The sequence below is a fragment of the Chitinophaga sp. Ak27 genome, assembly GCF_012726295.1.
Classification (GTDB): domain Bacteria; phylum Bacteroidota; class Bacteroidia; order Chitinophagales; family Chitinophagaceae; genus Chitinophaga.
In genome coordinates this window covers 93,273-108,992 of sequence record NZ_JABAOB010000014.1, presented here as the reverse complement: position 1 = coordinate 108,992, position 15,720 = coordinate 93,273, and the positions used below count along the sequence as shown (strand labels likewise).

Here is a 15,720-nt window from a genome sequence, read left to right as displayed (position 1 = left end):
TTAGAGGAAGGAACACATTTAAAAGAAAAACGAAGGCAAGAATTTTTTTGTGCAGGATCTGAACAATATTAATGATCTCATTGCCGGTTGCTGCAAAAAAGAACGCAGCAGCCAGGAGGCGTTATACCGAAACTTCTTTGGGTATGGGCTCAGTATTTGTTTGCGGTATGCACAAAATAGAGAAGAAGCAGTGGAGATTCTTAACGATGGTTTCCTCAAAATATTTAATCATATCCAGTCATTTGATACCAGCAGGTCATTTAAAACATGGTTAGGCAAAATCATGGTTAACACCTCCATTGATTTTTTACGTAGTAAAAAGCGGTTGATATTTATGGATGATATCAGCCAGGTTGCTGAACCTACCACGGATGAAACATCAGTCGATAAGTTGTCCTATGATGAACTGCTCCGGCATGTGCAAGCATTGCCGCCGGCTTATAAGACTGTCTTTAACCTATACGTGATGGAAGGTTTTCAACACCAGGAAATAGCTGCTATGCTGGGCATCTCAGAAGGAACCTCGAAATCAAATTTATTTAAAGCGAAAAAAATATTAAAGGAAAGAATCACAAAATCATCTATGAACATTGCAGATGGGATAGACATAAATATGCATTAGTATAAACAATGAATGACGCGTTTGAAAATAGCATCCGGAATAAGCTGAATGAAGGAGATATTCCTTTTGACCAGGATGCGTGGACTAAAATGGAATCACTGCTGGATGGTAAGCGCAAAAAGCGCCCGACCGCCTGGTGGTGGTTTGTACTGTTGCCCATACTTGGAGGACTGAGCTGGTGGATAGTACAGATGCCAAAAGGAGGTAAACAACCGCAGCAAACTATTGTAATGGAGGTCCCTAAAGAAAATGCGTCTCAAAAAACCACAACAGATAAAACTACTACTACCAATACTATACTTGCAAATGAAAGTCACTCATCCAGTCAACCTGGACCTATACCAGGATCGGCTGCTGACAGCCATCCATCTGCTACTCAGCAAACCACTGAGCATGCCGGTAACCCTGTGACAACCAGCGGTAAAGGAAAAGCTACTACCCCGGTTATCCATCTCCCCATACCTGATGCTGCTACCCGGCAATTGAATCAGCAGGTGATTAACCCGGTTAACCCTCACACTAAAAATCCGATATCAGATAACGCTATTCATAATCCTGGTAAGGAGACTATAAATAGTAATATCACCGACGCTACACAGACGATTTATAATGATATCCATCCGGTTAAGATAAAAAACGTTAATAACGGTAACGTATATACGAAAATTGAAAACGTCCATGAAGTACCTATTAATACTGCTATTCCGGCAACACAGGAAAGTAAAATTAACAGGAGAAAAATAAATAGTAAGGGGCTGTACGCAGGTGTTACGCTTGGTCCTGATCTGAATGTGGCGCCTTCTATGAATTATGGAAAAATTGGCTTTAATGCCGGCGTATTGGCACATTATTATTTCAACAAACATTGGTTTGTAACTACAGGCGCCGTGTATAGCAAGAAAATATATGGTGCTACCGATAAGGATTATAATTTACCGTCCGGTTATCCCAATACCTATGGATTAGTAAAAGTAAATGCCAACTGTGATGTGCTCGATATACCGGTAAATGCGAACTATACCTTTTTAGAAGTAAAAAATAATACCGTGAGTGCCACACTGGGGATCTCCAACTATTTTATGTTGAAAGAGAAGTACCAGTATATCTACAAAACCTTGCCAACAGCAGAAAAGACTGTGGAGAATGAAAATCAGCATTACCTGGCTATCCTGAATGTAGGTGCGCTTTATCAGCATCCTGCCGGCAGGAAATTAATTATAGGTGTTCAACCTTATGCCAAAATACCACTTCGCGGAGTAGGGCTGGGTCAGGTAAAACTCTATTCCGCAGGAGTATCTCTTCAGGTTAACCTGGTAGGCAAAAAGCGCTGAGCGGCGTTTTTGCTACCGTAAACAATCACCATTTTAGGTTGTTATCAATCATGGTAATGCCTGCTGCTTTTCGCAGGATTATTCATGTTAAAAATGTGTTGATTATGAGTAACAAAAATAAACCAGGCAAGAAAGCTACCGAATCCAACGATAAAGCGCAGGAAGATTTTCCGGGATATCCTGAATATCCTTCCGGAGAGGATATTATGAGCAAGCGGAACAGGGATATGGAGGTAGATGTAGACGTGAATGCACTTACCGGCTCATTCCGCCATAACAGCGAATTGCCCAGTGAAAAAAAGAAACCAGCTGAAATGGATGACGAGCAGGAAGAAACCTGGCGTAAGGATAAAGTGGGAGATGACCTGGATGTTCCGGGATCTGAGTTAGACGATGATGAGGAAGCGATAGGGCAGGAAGACGAGGAAAATAATATTTACAGCATAGGTGGCGACCGGCACCAGGACCTGGAAGAAGACAATGGGGAATTTCTTGACTTTGATGATGAAGAAGAACGTAACTCATAGTAATGGTGTGAGTAAGCGGCATACCGCATCCATAAAACGCTTTAATATATTACGCTTGTTCCAACGGGTTTCCTGTACAGGTACAGCATACAAGAGGTCTTCATCAAATGCCCTGTTTAATTTTGCCGCTACTTCCTGGTCGTATATTAGCGCACCGATTTCACAATTAAGATAAAAGCTGCGGTTATCGAAATTAACGGAGCTTACCCAGGCAAGATTATTATCTATTACCATCGTTTTGGCATGAATAAAACCACGGGTGTAGAAAAATATTTTCACACCCGCAGCCAGTAGGGGCTTTATGTATGAGAGTGCTGCATGTTGCACAATATAGGAATCCCCTTTCAACGGTAACATGAGTTGTACATCTTTACCTGCCAGCGCAGCCATCTGTAATGCAGTCAATAATTCTTCTGTGGGGATGAAATAAGGATTGCTGATACGAATACTTCTCTGTGCAATATTAATGGCCATCAGGATGGTTTGCATAGCTATAGGCCATTCAGAATCCGGACCGCTGGCTACTATGTCTGTGAAACAGTTGCCGGTGAGCACCGGCCGTTGGAAGAAGGGCTCAGCAAAGGGAAATACTTCTTTACTGCAATAGCGATAGCTCATTAAGAACTGCAGCTGCAAAACATTTACAGCATCTCCTTCAATACGTAAATGCGTGTCGCGCCAAAACGTAGGGTGTTTACCGTTATTGATGTAACGTTCGTCCAGGTTGATACCGCCTACGAATCCAACGGTGCCATCTACCACAATTATTTTCCGGTGATTGCGGTAATTGGCATTCAGGTAAAAATCGACCAGTACCGGTGAAAAGGTGTGTACACTGGCGCCTTGTTCGCGTAGCCGTTTGGGAATATCTCCTATACGGTCGCTTCCCATATCATCATAAATGAAACGTACCTGTACACCGACATTCAATTTTTCGATCAATATTTCGGTGAGTTCGTTGCCTACATCATCTGCCGCTACCATATAATACTCTATGTGGATATGGTGTTTAGCGGCTCTGAGCGCGCTGAATACGGCTGGAAACTTTTCTTCTCCGTTAATCAGCAACTGTACCTGGTTGTTCTTACTTAGTACCGATTGCCGGGTATTTAGTAACATGGCAGAAAGTTCCTGTTTACTACCGGCCTGTTGCCGTAGTTCCAGCTGCATTTGCTCGAGCTGAGCCCGCTGGGATTCCCAGTATCGTAAAAACAATACTTCATCTTTACTTCCTTTTAGAGTAAACCGCCGCCTCTTACGCAGGTCCCGGCCCAGGTAATAGTACACGATTAATCCTACGATAGGAATAAATACTAGCACCAGGATATAAGCAATCGCTTTAACAGGATTACGGTTTTCGAGAAGGATAGTAGCCACCAGCCCCACAAAAATGAGGATCAACAGCACGGTACTGCCTATTTTGATATAAAGATGCCATTCGTTGCCCGTAAGGTAGCCTATCAACGTTTTCACCGGCCGTAAGAGTTTAAACAGTTAGCAAGATATATTATTAACGCGTTGGGGCTAAAATGGTTATGTTTTTCTTTTTCTTCAACATAGGCAAATGTATTGACAAAGCGAGTACCACATTGCAGATGGAGAAAGCTGTCATATACCGGTTTTCTGCCGAAAAGCCTCCCAGGAACAGCCAGGCGAGAAAATACACGTGGAACCATAATGGCACTATCCATGCCGCCAGCGGGAAATAATGAGTATCTGCCTGGTTTCTCTTGAGGTATCCGGCAATTGTCAGTGAAACGAATAGCACCAGCAATACCACTAACCGGTGCCCGGCAGTGATACCAAAATATTGTTTTAGTAAATCAGCTAAAGGAAATAATGACAGCCATAATGCTACTTGTGAAATAAGGATGGAGAGTAACGGGATAGTGGCTTTCCAGGAAGCAGTGACCAATCGTTTTTCCAGTAGCCGTCCAAACAGGGAATAGAAGAAAACGACCGATAGCCAGCCGTAGAAATTGGCGTATGGAACGCCAAACCATTGCCCTGTGAGCGCTTGAGCAGATAGTCCTTTGCCTGCCCAATCCCAATGCCACATATGCAGGCGATATGCCACTACATCCATGCTCAGGTCGATATTCAGTGCTAACAGGCTATCCAGTGCAGCAGCCGCCCAAACTGGCAGGCCAAAATTATCTGTAAACAAACGCGACGAATAAATGATCACTGCCCAGCCACAGCCAATGCAAAGAGGAATGTTGCGGGGAGCAGTACCCAGCATTAGCCAAAATTGTCCGTAGCGATAACCGTTACTGGTAGTGACGTTTACGTATTCCAATAATAACCCGAAGCCCAGTCCGCCCAACAGCCAGGAAATGTGGCCTACCCCCTTACCACCGGCATGCCAGCCGCAAATCAGCAACAATACATACATGCAGATTCCCGTAAGCGGAAAGCAATATATTGGTGCATAGCCATAGGGCATATCGGAGAAGGGAAGCATGTGCTGGCATTTTTATGGGTTGAAGATAGTAAATCAGGAAGTATTATCCTGCGCTGCCAGCATACATAAAAATGTCCTGCTTCCCCAAAGTAAAGGGTGAGGCAGGACATGCTATTTTTGAGGCCTTATTCGGCCGTTATTTCGAGAATATTGCTGGTTAATGACCGGCCACCCCCTGGCGCCAATTGAATACCTTCTTTCATCAGGAAATCGCCGCTGTAGAGTTTATCCTGGTGAAATGCGGAGTGTGTGCCTGGAAATAAGTTGATTTCCCTGATGCGGTATTGCTGCTGAGGATCGAGCCCCAGGAGTTTTACGGGCGTAAAAACATCGTTTTTGCCAACGTTCATCAGGTAGTTAAAAACAATTGTTTTCTTTTGGTCATCGCTGGTATACTGAAATACTGCCCGATTTTCCCGGTAAGGAGAAACCAGCCGGTATAGGTTGCCATACCATACAATATTACTGATACGCCTATACGTTTCAACGGCATCATGACTGAATTGCAGCTCTTTGTCATTGAAATCGCTCACCTTAATATCATAGCCGAGTTTGCCCATCATGGCTACGTCTGTACGGAACTTAAGCGACTGATGCCCCCAGTTGGTAACATGTGCTGCCATGGTATTGGATGGAAAGAAGTGGGAATATCCGTACTGGATATAAATTCTTTCAAGTCCGTCGGTGTTATCACTTGGCCAGAATTCGGTGAAGTATTTAAGGGCGCCGTAGTCGGTACGTCCACCACCACCAGAGCAAAGCATGATAGGCAGATGAGGGTACTTGGCTCTCACCCTTTCGAATACTTTATATAGACTACGGGTATATTCTATAAAGAGATGTGATTGTTTTTCTTTCAGATAGGGAGAGTAGGTATTGGTAAGCAGCCGGTTACAATCCCATTTAATAAAGGCGATTCCAGGATTTTCGGACATGGTTTTATCCACCACGCCAAATACAAAGTCCTGTACGGCGGGATTGGTAAGGTCCAGTACCATCTGGTTGCGGTAGTAGTTTTCTGCACGGTTAGGGAGTCGGAGGATCCAGTCGGGGTGTTTGGTATACAGTTCACTTTTGGGGTTAACCATTTCTGGCTCCAGCCAGATACCGAATTTAACGCCCTGTTTTTCAGCTTCTTTTACCAGGTAGCCCAGTCCGTGAGGGAGTTTGGCCGTATTGGGTTCCCAATCGCCCAGTCCGGCGTTATCCTCGTTGCGCGGAAATTTATTGGCAAACCAGCCGTCATCTAGAAGAAACAGGTCTACTCCGAGTTGTTTGGCGCCGCCAAAGAGGCCAGTAAGACGTTGCTCATTGAAATCCATGCCAGTGGCTTCCCAGTTATTGAGCAGGGTAAGCCGGGGGCCATGTCCATCCAATATACCGTAGTTCAGTGCCCAGCGGTTAAAGTTGCGGCTGGCTTGGCCTTTCCCCTTATCTGATAAAGTGAAGATAAAAGCGGGAGTTGTAAATACTTCTGCTGGTTTTAGCGTATAGTCGCTGGCGTAAGGATTGATGCCGGCATTGATATGCAGGGCGTTGCGTTCATCTACTTCAAAACCGAATTTAAAATTCCCGGTCCAGGCAAGGGTTCCGGCCAGCACCATTCCATTTTCCTCCTGTGCAGGCTGATCTACAGACAATAGGAACATGGGGGATTGGTACATGTTGGCGCGGGTTCCCAGTTTGCTGTCCAGTATTTTCATGCCGGCAGTGAGGTATTGCTCCTGCATATTTACTTCTTTGGCCCAATCGCCATGGAATTGGGTTAGCCAATATTTTTCTGCATTTATATGCAGCATGGAAGAGGCATAAGCGGTAAGGAGAATTGGTTTCTTCTCGTTATGTTTTATTTCTGTCCATGCTTTAATAATGTCTTCCTTGTCATAGGCTTCAAAATGGAGGATAACCGTTACAGGGTATACCGGATCCTGGAGGGTAATGGAGGTAGCTGTAATATCAGGTGCTGTTGGAGCTGAGGTGTGAGAAATATATTTCAGTTCCAGGGAAGGATTACCATCATTGTGTACTACGCGTATGGCAGGGTCGAGGAGACTTTCCATACCAGCGGTGATATAGGCCTCCTGTTTGTTTTTTACCAGGGTATCGGCGTATTCCGGGCGGAGTTGTGGCCCGAAATATTGTTGTACCAGTCGTCCCTCCTGGTTTACATGGTAAACGAGGCTGATGTTGTGGGTGATGATGCGTATGTTCTGTGCGGATATCCTGACAGACAACAGGAGCAGGCCTATGGCCAGTAGTTTTTTCATACCAGATTATTTATCTACGAGGAATAAGCGTACAAAATACAAATAAAAGGGCATGTTGTATAGAGGGTTTTTTATACCTACTGGTGGAATACCCCATGCAAAAGTGGACGAACATTGTGCATAATCGGACAAGTATATTTATTTTATATTCTGATTATCAATTAATTATGTTGCGGCATTTTTTTGGTGGAAGTCCAGTAACAATTTTTTGCCTTATGATTAAAAACTACTTCCTGGTTGCCTGGCGGAACATTACGAAGCATCGTTTTTTTGCCATGGTAAATGTTTGCGGATTAGCCATCGGAATCACGTTTGTGTTATTGATTGGCGTATTTGCCTGGGGAGAGTGGCAGGTGAACCGGTTTATTAAGAACAGCGACCGTATTTTTCTTCTGAAAAGCAAATGGGCAAACCCTGAAACCGGTGTTGAATTTGCTACGTTAGGGCCACTAACTAAGGCATTGCAGGATAATTATCCTGCCCTGATAGAAAAAGCATATGCGCATGATGCTATCACCGTGGTGGTTACTGTGGGAGATAAGCCTTACCGGGAAGGCGTACATCCGGGAGATTCTACTCTTTTTGATGTGTTTAATTTCCCGGTATTGTATGGGGATCCGCGTACTGCACTGGATAAACCCAACGCCGTAGTGCTGGCCGAAAAGAAAGCAAAACAGTTTTTTGGAAAGTCGGATGTAGTTGGGAAGTTGTTAAAAATACAATCGTTTGACGGCAGGAATGATAACTTTGAAATAACTGCAGTCATTAAAGATTTGCCATTTAATACGGTTACGAACTATGCAAAGCCGGGGAATGAAATATTTCTTGCTCCAGCCAGCGTTCGTTATTTCGGGCGCACTTTTGGATTTAACAGTTGGCAATCCCCCAATATAGTTGGATATGTATTGCTGAAACCAGGTGTGAAACCGGAGCAGTTAAAAGGGCCATTGGCCACGTTGATAAGAACGAATGCGACTCCTGAAATACAGAAGGCTTTGGAAGTGCATCCTGTTGCTTTAAAAGATTGTTACCTTAGCATGTATAAGGGATTAGCGGGCAGGATGGTAGCCATCTTTTCGTTAGTAGCTTTATTTATATTGTTGATGGCAATTATCAACTTTGTCAATATTTCTGTAGGTAATTCCCTGACACGATTGAAAGAAATAGGTGTAAGAAAAGCGATGGGTAGCAGGAAGCGGCAATTGATTCTCCAATTCATTACAGAATCAGTGCTGGTAGTCACGTTTTCCTTTATAGTATCCGTTGCTTTATTTTTTGTGCTGAAGCCCATGTTTGTACAGTTGATCGGGAAACCTCTTCCTTCGCTGGCGTCTTTCCCAGCGTGGTTTGCGTCTTTGCCAGTGATGATTATATTGGTTACCGGTTTGCTGGCGGGTTTGTATCCCGCATTTGTATTATCTGCGCAACCATCTGTAGCAGCATTGAAAGGGAAGTTAAAGAATGTTCAGGAGAAGCTGGTTTTCAGACGTTCCCTGGTCATCGTACAATTTGTAACGGCGATTGTGGTGTTTATTGTTGCCATTGTGATAGATAAGCAGGTGTCTTTTTTCTTTCATACGGATCTTGGCTATGACAAGGATCATATTGTTACAGTGCCGGTTCCGCGGGATTGGACCGCTACCGGCGTAAAGCATATGGAAAGAATGCGGGATGAGTTCCGGGCAATGCCTGAAATAAAAGATGCTTCGTTTTCCTATGAAATTACCGATGGGTGGAGTAGTGGGGCGTATATGGTTTATCGTGCTGAAAATGATTCCAGCACGGCCGTGTCTATGACGTCTGTAATATCAGATGAGCGTTTTCCCACAACGTATAATATTAAGATGAAGGAAGGAGCTTTTTATAACGGGGCTGCTGCTGATTCATCTAAATTAGTCATTACCGAAGCGGCGGTGCGCTCACTGGGCTGGAAGAATCCGGCTGAGGCAATGAATAAGCCGGTGCGTATTCATAATATAAATACTGTGATGTATGTAAGTGGGGTGGTGAAGGACTTTCATTTTGGCACCATGAAAGATGCGATTGCTCCAGTTTGTTTTATAGACGTGCATTTCAATAATATCTACCGGTATCTTTCCTTTCGGTTTGGGCCGGGTAATCCTTCCAGGCAGATAGCTGCATTGGAGCGGAAGTGGCGCGAGGTGTTTCCGGATGCTCCGTTTGACTTTAAATTCCTGGATGATAGTATTGCACAGTTGTATGAAACAGAGACGCAGATGCAAAAGGCTGCCAGGGTAGCTACGGTGGTATCTTTGATGATAGTATTGCTGGGTGTATTGGGGATTGTAACGCTGAGTATTGCCAGGAGGGGTAAGGAGATGGGAATCCGTAAGGTACTGGGGGCTACCAGCGCAGATATTGTATCCTTGTTTGTAAAAGAATTTTCCTGGATCATGGTTATATCTAATGTGGTGGCCTGGCCACTAGCCTGGTATCTTTGTCACAGGTGGTTAATGGATTATGCGTACAGAGTAGATATAGGGGTGGAGCCGTTTTTAATGGTGGGTATGTTGCTGTTGGTGCTGGTGTTTGTTGTGATAACAGGCATGACCAGACGCCTGGCGGCAACCAATCCTGTAAAGAGTCTTAGTACAGAATAAAGTCAATAAATACGTCATTACTGGGCTATCATCGGAAAAAATTTGCCTGTTAAGATTTGATTAACAGTTTGTGTTTTTATTTATAGTTGTTTTGGGTATGAATTTTAACCCAAAAAAATTGTTTGTCATTGTTGGTTACCCACACATAGGCAAGACAAAGACGTTACAACAAATATTTCAAAGAAGATTATTCTTCCCTTTTAAGCAACCCATTCATGCGCCTTCTCTGGGAGACGCGCCTTTTATTGTTGTTAACAATTCTGATACTAACCATCGTTCGGAAGATCAACTGGCGCGAATAAGGTCAGCAATGCATTTTCATACGGAAACGGATACATCTTTCCTGATTCCTGCCAGCCTTGTATTTGATGATGGCATTAGAGATATAAAGGGCATACTGGGGTATCTGAACCGGTCGGGACTGGATGTTCACTATCTGGTACTCAGGAATAGCTGGTTTGACAAGCGGGTTATCAGTGATGATGATTTATTGTTGCTGAAAAAATATGTAGAGAGTGGAACCATACATATATTGGATCGGTTGGTAACACAATCGAAATTGCGATTTGATGAGCGGGTAAAGGAAATGGAGGCGTTAATGCGGACTGTGTTGGAGAGTAGGGTACGATACTGCGAATGACATCAAATAAGGGTGGATAGCATAGTATCAGTATACTGCATAAAGTGCTTTATGGCATTTTATTTTGAGGGGTTGTGGTTGTCGCCCGGGAGGGCGGCAACCTTTTTTGATAAAGAAGGCGTAATAGGTTATTCTTTATCGAACAATGCTTTATGCTTTTTACCCCAGATTTCCAGCTGTTGGATGACAGGGATTAGTTCGTGGCCAATAGGTGTTAATTCGTATTCTACACGTACAGGTACTTCTGCGAAAACAGTTCTGGAGATTAATCCTTTTTCTTCCATTTTCCGGAGCTCTAGTGTCAACATCCGATCGGTGATGGTAGGTAGCTTTTTCTTCAGGGTAGCAAAACGCATTTTGCCGGCGCCGAGGTAACAGCAGATAGCTACCGTCCATTGCCCGTTGATCAGGTTGGAGGCATATATTTCAGGGCACTCTGCTTCCAGCATCCGTTTGTTTTCATCGTGGGTCGATGTGGGTTTTATTTTGCTCATACTTACACTTTTGTTAGCTCCATACATTGGGCTTTCATGCCCGATTACAGCGGCAACTTAAATATTTTTGCACAGAGTTAAAAATAGATAGTAAGATATGAGCAAGGTATTGGTAATAGTGATCCATCCGGATATGGAAACATCGGTCGTAAACAAAAAATGGGCAGCAGCATTGCGGCAATATCCCGATAGATACCGGGTACATGATTTATATGCAGCTTATCCATCTGGTGAAATAGATATTAAAAGAGAACAGGCGTTGTTGGAAGAGCATGAAACCATTATTTTCCAGTTTCCGTTTTACTGGTTCAATTGCCCTCCGCTGCTAAAAAAATGGTTGGATGAGGTACTCACCCATGGCTGGGCATATGGGAGTAAGAGCGGGTATAAAATGAAGAATAAAAAGGTGGCGCTGGCTATTTCAGTAGGCATTGATGAGCAGGAATATACTACTGGGGGTAAGTACAAATACACGTTAAACGAGTTAACTGCGCCATTTGAAATAACCTTCCAGTATGTGCAGGCAGATTACCGGCCTTTGTTTGCATTTTATGGGTTAGAACATCGTGCCACGACCTCGAGGATTGAAAAGAGCGTGGAAATGTACCTGGCTTTCATGGACAAATATTGCGGTACAGCAGCTGAAAATGCAAGAAGCATAGCCGGTGATCGTTAGGTTACACTTTCTTTTGAAGGGATGGGGTGGAAGTAGTAATTTTAAGAGACCTCACAAAAATTACTTATGTCTACCCAGATTATCATCGTTCTTATTCTCACATTGCTGATAAACCTGATTACTACTTTGTCATATGCGGTACGGATTGTAGGCGTCAGAACAGGAAGGATAGCGATTACTTTTTCATTGTTTAACATATTGGTTTTATTCTCCCGTACCGCAAACACGTTACAGGCGCCTTTATTGGCTAAAACAGTGGAGCAGGATTTGCAGCAGCATGTATCATCCAATATGCTGGTATTCAGGTATATTATTTTATCCTGTACAGTAGGATCTGTTTTAGGTGCGTTGCTGATACCTACTTTTCAACGGTTGTTATCCGGGGCTGTAGCTCATTTCAGCATTCATAAGTCTATACCCCGGCTATTTTACCTGGGACTTTCTGGAGCGGGCATGCTGTTTATAAAAGAAAGCCTGAAAATGCCTTCCCGGGAACATATACTGGAGTTGCCGGATCAGCGTAATTTTCCCTGGCGTATTTTTTTATATAACCTGGTGGCGACGGCTGTTATAACCATTTCGGTTTTATCCTGTGTGTATGCAGCCTATCTGAATCCTTCCTATAGAACAACCGCGAGTAATTTATCCGGCGTTATTAATGGGGTAGCAACGGTGTTGATGGCGTTATTTATTGATCCGCATTTATCCATTCTTACCGATGACGTTGTATTGGGGAAGTTGGCAGAAAGTTCTTTCCGGAAGTACATCAGTTATATGGTACTGGCCAGGGTGGCGGGGACTTTATTTGCACAGCTGTTATTTTTGCCTTGTGCACAAATGATTGCCCTGTTGGCAGAAAAAGTATAGATGAATTTTAAGCGAATAAAAAAAGGGAACTTTACCGTAAGTAAAATTCCCTTTTTTCTGTGGTGTGAGCCGGGATCGAACCGGCGACACAAGGATTTTCAGTCCTTTGCTCTACCAACTGAGCTACCGCACCATCCGTTTTTATTGCCCTCTCTCGTGAGGGGATTGCAAAAGTAAGACAATCTTTTGAATTGCAAAATTTTTTTTGAGAAATTTTATAAAACTACTTTCTCTTCAAGGATACCACTCCACAATTGATGCCGCCAATGCAGCGACTGGCGGGCATATTCAGCGGCTTCCTGCCATTTATCTGTATCTTGTCCACATAGTTCACTCACCATTTGCATGGCCAGTTGACTATGATGATCACCATCTACTTCGATATGTCTTTCGAGATAATAAATGAACAGGTCCAGCTTTCCGGGAAATTTCCTGTCAAGATCTTTTACCAGTGCCAGGAACATATCAGGGATAAGGTCCTCCCGTCCAAAAGTAAACACGGATGCCATAATATGGGCTTTGCCGGTAGCAATTACTTCAAAAGTAAAGCCAAGGAACCCCTTTACAGCCTCAGGAAGCGATGAATTGTCCAGAATGTGACGGATAGGCTTCCCGGCTTTTACATCGGCTATAATCGCTTCTATAGGGGCACAGTCGGCGCCAGCCTGTAGCATGGCCCGCTCATACAATTCAAAATGGCTGCAGCGGGCGCCGGTATGGTCAATATCACTTTCTTCCCCGGTTACAATTTCATTGATCAGGTAGCGGGTGGCGGCGTTGCCAACAGGTACCCAGGGGACGTTTACACAGGTGAGTTGTTGTTGCAATGCTTTGAGCAGCGACATAAAATCCCATACCGCATAAACATGGTACTGTATAAAAGTGCGTACATCTTCCAGCGTCTGGAGTTTAGCATATAAGGGGTGCGCTACTACTTTCTGCCGGGCGGCAGCAATGGTTTCCTGAATATATTGAATGCTCATCTTACTATTATTTGTTGCCTGCCGGTTTAGTTACCATATACGACCAGGAATTTGATACGTACCAGTTTTAGTTGTTCCAGGGTGTAGTCATTTTCAATGAGTTCTTCCCTTGCTAAAGCGAGGCTGGAAGTTTCACAGCCTTTGAAATATTCCATGATTTCATCCTGGGCATAGTCATCCAGTTCTTCGTCGAGGCAATAGTCGATATTCAGTTTGGTACCACTGGCAACGATGGTTTCCATTTCATCGAGCAGTTGAGAAAGGCTCAGTTCTTTGTTTTTGGCGATCGTTTCCAGCGGTATTTTTTTATCGATATTCTGGATGATGAATACCTTCATGCCGCTTTTGTTTACCACGCTCTTCATCACGAAGTCATCTGGCTTGGTGATATTATTTTCTTCCACGTAGCGGGTAATCACATCGAGGAATTGCTTGCCGTAGCGAATCGCTTTTCCTTTGCTGACGCCCTGTATTTTTTCCAGTTCCTGGACGGTGGTTGGATATTGGGTGGCCATATCTTCCAGGGACGTTTCCAGGAAGATTACGAAAGGAGGGAGGTTTTTTTCTTTGGCTACTTTTTTCCGCAGTTCCTTCAACATTTCTACCAGCACTGGATCAGCTGCTGCATGGGCTTCTGCGGCGGCGTCTTCTTCATCGTCTGCAGCATCTTCATCAAATTGATGATTCAGCGCCACCATGATGGAATATGGCTTTTTCAGGAATTTAGTGCCTTTATCGGTTACTTTCAGGAGGCCGTACTCTTCAATATCTTTCTCTATCAGTCCTTCGAGCATCATTTGCCGCATGAGGGAGTTCCAGAAGTGCGCATCAAATTCTTTCCCTTCGCCAAATACTTCCAGCTGATCGTGGCGGTAAGTGTTGATCTGGGGACTTGTTTTCCCGGTGATAACGTTGATCACATATTCGCTGCCAAAGCGTTCTTCCAGGGCGCGAATAGCTTTCAGCATGATCACTACCCGGTTTTTCACTTCTATTTTTTCCTTTGGATTACGGCAGTTATCGCACTGACCGCAGTTCTCTGTTTCAAAATGTTCTCCGAAGTAGTGCAGGATTACTTTACGGCGGCATACGGCGCTTTCCGCATAGGCTACCGTTTCATTGATCAGTTGTGCGCCCATTTCGCGTTCGCTGAGCGATTTATCCCGCATCAGGTGTTCCAGTTTCTGTACATCTTTATGGGAGTAATAGCAGATACAATGCCCTTCCAATCCGTCCCTGCCGGCGCGGCCGGTTTCCTGGTAGTAGTTTTCCAGGCTTTTCGGAATGTTGTAATGGATTACAAAACGGACATCCGGTTTGTCGATACCCATTCCAAAGGCAATGGTGGCAACAATGACTTCTGTGTCTTCATGCAGGAACATGTCCTGGCGTTGGGCTCTGGTACTGGGATCCAGGCCGGCGTGATAGGCTACGGCTTTTACGCCGTTGGCTACCAGCATGTCTGCCAGTTCTTCGGTGGTTTTGCGGTTCAGGGTGTAGATGATGCCGCTTTTACCTTTATGTTGGTGAATGAACTTGACGATATCTTTGATGGTCTGGTCCTTTTTGCGTTTTGGCCTGATTTCATAATACAGGTTAGGGCGGTTAAAGGAGGAAATAAAGATATTGGCTTTATTCAGTCCGAGGTTCTTTACGATGTCGCTTTGTACTTTAGGCGTAGCAGTGGCCGTCAGGGCAATGATAGGCAGCTTGTCGCTGATCTGGTCTATCATTTCTTTCAGGCGGCGGTATTCCGGCCTGAAATCGTGTCCCCATTCAGAAATACAGTGTGCTTCATCTACGGCAATAAATGATATTTCCAGTTCCTTGAAGAAATCGAGATTTTCCTGTTTGGTAAGCGTTTCAGGCGCTACATATAACAATTTAGTTTTGCCCGCCGTAAGATCAGCCCGCACTTTTTTAATCTGCGCCTTGGATAAGGTCGAGTTTAAGAAGTGGGCCACATTGTCTTTACTGCTATAGCCTCTTACCAGGTCTACCTGGTTTTTCATCAGCGCAATAAGCGGCGAAACTATTAATGCACATCCCGGGCTCATTAGCGCGGGTAATTGGTAGCATAGTGATTTACCTCCACCAGTTGGCATTATAACGAAAGTATCTTTGCCTGAGAGGATGCTATTTATAATTTTTTCCTGATTTCCTTTAAAGGAATCGAACCCGAAGTGTTCGCGTAATGCATCCATCAAACGTTCCTTAACAACAGCCAT

13 protein-coding genes and 1 tRNA gene are annotated in these 15,720 nt (G+C 44.1%); 7 read left to right on the top strand and 7 right to left on the bottom strand.

Annotation, left to right across the window (positions count from 1 at the left end):
* The first annotated feature begins 49 nt into the window (after positions 1-49).
* The 3 genes from HGH90_RS31130 (at position 50) to HGH90_RS31120 (ending at position 2,480) form a co-directional block, all read left to right on the top strand.
* The gene (locus tag HGH90_RS31130; protein ID WP_168764971.1) at positions 50-622 is read left to right on the top strand and encodes an RNA polymerase sigma factor; all 573 of its coding nucleotides are present in this window, start codon (positions 50-52) and stop codon (positions 620-622) included.
* Positions 623-630: 8 nt separating this feature from the next.
* Complete coding sequence (locus tag HGH90_RS31125) at positions 631-1,953, top strand: outer membrane beta-barrel protein (protein ID WP_169192767.1); 1,323 nt, start codon at positions 631-633, stop codon at positions 1,951-1,953.
* A 104-nt stretch (positions 1,954-2,057) separates the two neighbouring features.
* The gene (locus tag HGH90_RS31120) at positions 2,058-2,480 is read left to right on the top strand and encodes a hypothetical protein (RefSeq protein ID WP_169192766.1); all 423 of its coding nucleotides are present in this window, start codon (positions 2,058-2,060) and stop codon (positions 2,478-2,480) included.
* On the opposite strand, the gene cls is transcribed toward HGH90_RS31120, so the two are convergent.
* The 3 genes from cls to HGH90_RS31105 all read right to left on the bottom strand — a co-directional run bounded on the left by cls (position 2,475) and on the right by HGH90_RS31105 (position 7,211).
* Complete coding sequence (gene cls / locus HGH90_RS31115) at positions 2,475-3,953, bottom strand: cardiolipin synthase (RefSeq protein WP_169192765.1); 1,479 nt, start codon at positions 3,951-3,953, stop codon at positions 2,475-2,477. The two genes, HGH90_RS31120 and cls, sit on opposite strands and share 6 nt — an antisense overlap.
* A gap of 37 nt (positions 3,954-3,990) precedes the next feature.
* Positions 3,991-4,944: a carotenoid biosynthesis protein gene (locus HGH90_RS31110; RefSeq protein WP_169192764.1), complete on the bottom strand. Its 954-nt coding sequence runs from the start codon at positions 4,942-4,944 to the stop codon at positions 3,991-3,993.
* 125 nt (positions 4,945-5,069) lie between these two features.
* The gene (locus tag HGH90_RS31105) at positions 5,070-7,211 is read right to left on the bottom strand and encodes an alpha-galactosidase (RefSeq protein ID WP_169192763.1); all 2,142 of its coding nucleotides are present in this window, start codon (positions 7,209-7,211) and stop codon (positions 5,070-5,072) included.
* 215 nt (positions 7,212-7,426) lie between these two features.
* On the opposite strand from HGH90_RS31105, the gene HGH90_RS31100 reads away from it, so the two are divergent.
* Positions 7,427-9,832 carry an ABC transporter permease gene (locus HGH90_RS31100; RefSeq protein WP_169192762.1) on the top strand — a complete coding sequence of 802 codons (2,406 nt, stop codon included), beginning with the start codon at positions 7,427-7,429 and terminating at the stop codon, positions 9,830-9,832.
* 310 nt (positions 9,833-10,142) lie between these two features.
* Complete coding sequence (locus HGH90_RS31095; RefSeq protein WP_169192761.1) at positions 10,143-10,472, top strand: hypothetical protein; 330 nt, start codon at positions 10,143-10,145, stop codon at positions 10,470-10,472.
* A gap of 128 nt (positions 10,473-10,600) precedes the next feature.
* Here HGH90_RS31095 and HGH90_RS31090 read toward each other — a convergent pair whose 3' ends face one another.
* Positions 10,601-10,966, bottom strand: a complete 366-nt coding sequence (locus HGH90_RS31090; protein WP_169192760.1) for a winged helix-turn-helix transcriptional regulator — start codon at positions 10,964-10,966, stop codon at positions 10,601-10,603.
* A gap of 97 nt (positions 10,967-11,063) precedes the next feature.
* On the opposite strand from HGH90_RS31090, the gene HGH90_RS31085 reads away from it, so the two are divergent.
* Together HGH90_RS31085 and HGH90_RS31080 are read left to right on the top strand one after the other, a co-directional pair.
* Positions 11,064-11,642 carry an NAD(P)H-dependent oxidoreductase gene (locus HGH90_RS31085; RefSeq protein ID WP_169192759.1) on the top strand — a complete coding sequence of 193 codons (579 nt, stop codon included), beginning with the start codon at positions 11,064-11,066 and terminating at the stop codon, positions 11,640-11,642.
* Positions 11,643-11,708: 66 nt separating this feature from the next.
* On the top strand, positions 11,709-12,509 hold the full coding sequence (locus HGH90_RS31080) for a lipid II flippase Amj family protein (protein WP_169192758.1): 801 nt from the start codon (positions 11,709-11,711) through the stop codon (positions 12,507-12,509).
* A 60-nt stretch (positions 12,510-12,569) separates the two neighbouring features.
* Here the strand turns inward: HGH90_RS31080 and HGH90_RS31075 are convergent.
* The 3 genes from HGH90_RS31075 to recQ all read right to left on the bottom strand — a co-directional run bounded on the left by HGH90_RS31075 (position 12,570) and on the right by recQ (position 15,720).
* A tRNA-Phe gene (locus tag HGH90_RS31075) sits at positions 12,570-12,642 on the bottom strand.
* A gap of 82 nt (positions 12,643-12,724) precedes the next feature.
* The gene (locus tag HGH90_RS31070) at positions 12,725-13,492 is read right to left on the bottom strand and encodes a DUF3050 domain-containing protein (protein ID WP_169192757.1); all 768 of its coding nucleotides are present in this window, start codon (positions 13,490-13,492) and stop codon (positions 12,725-12,727) included.
* A 26-nt stretch (positions 13,493-13,518) separates the two neighbouring features.
* On the bottom strand, positions 13,519-15,720 hold the full coding sequence (gene recQ / locus HGH90_RS31065; RefSeq protein ID WP_169192756.1) for a DNA helicase RecQ: 2,202 nt from the start codon (positions 15,718-15,720) through the stop codon (positions 13,519-13,521).

Excerpts from the sequence above, each read along its gene's own strand:
- HGH90_RS31105 (WP_169192763.1), bottom strand. The coding sequence starts at position 7,211 with ATGAAAAAACTACTGGCCATAGGCCTGCTCCTGTTGTCTGTCAGGATA.
- HGH90_RS31070 (WP_169192757.1), bottom strand. The coding sequence starts at position 13,492 with ATGAGCATTCAATATATTCAGGAAACCATTGCTGCCGCCCGGCAGAAA.
- HGH90_RS31110 (WP_169192764.1), bottom strand. The coding sequence starts at position 4,944 with ATGCTTCCCTTCTCCGATATGCCCTATGGCTATGCACCAATATATTGC.
- HGH90_RS31100 (WP_169192762.1), top strand. The coding sequence starts at position 7,427 with ATGATTAAAAACTACTTCCTGGTTGCCTGGCGGAACATTACGAAGCAT.
- HGH90_RS31080 (WP_169192758.1), top strand. The coding sequence starts at position 11,709 with ATGTCTACCCAGATTATCATCGTTCTTATTCTCACATTGCTGATAAAC.
- recQ (WP_169192756.1), bottom strand. The coding sequence starts at position 15,720 with ATGGCTGTTGTTAAGGAACGTTTGATGGATGCATTACGCGAACACTTC.
- HGH90_RS31095 (WP_169192761.1), top strand. The coding sequence starts at position 10,143 with ATGCATTTTCATACGGAAACGGATACATCTTTCCTGATTCCTGCCAGC.
- HGH90_RS31085 (WP_169192759.1), top strand. The coding sequence starts at position 11,064 with ATGAGCAAGGTATTGGTAATAGTGATCCATCCGGATATGGAAACATCG.
- HGH90_RS31090 (WP_169192760.1), bottom strand. The coding sequence starts at position 10,966 with ATGAGCAAAATAAAACCCACATCGACCCACGATGAAAACAAACGGATG.
- HGH90_RS31120 (WP_169192766.1), top strand. The coding sequence starts at position 2,058 with ATGAGTAACAAAAATAAACCAGGCAAGAAAGCTACCGAATCCAACGAT.
- HGH90_RS31125 (WP_169192767.1), top strand. The coding sequence starts at position 631 with ATGAATGACGCGTTTGAAAATAGCATCCGGAATAAGCTGAATGAAGGA.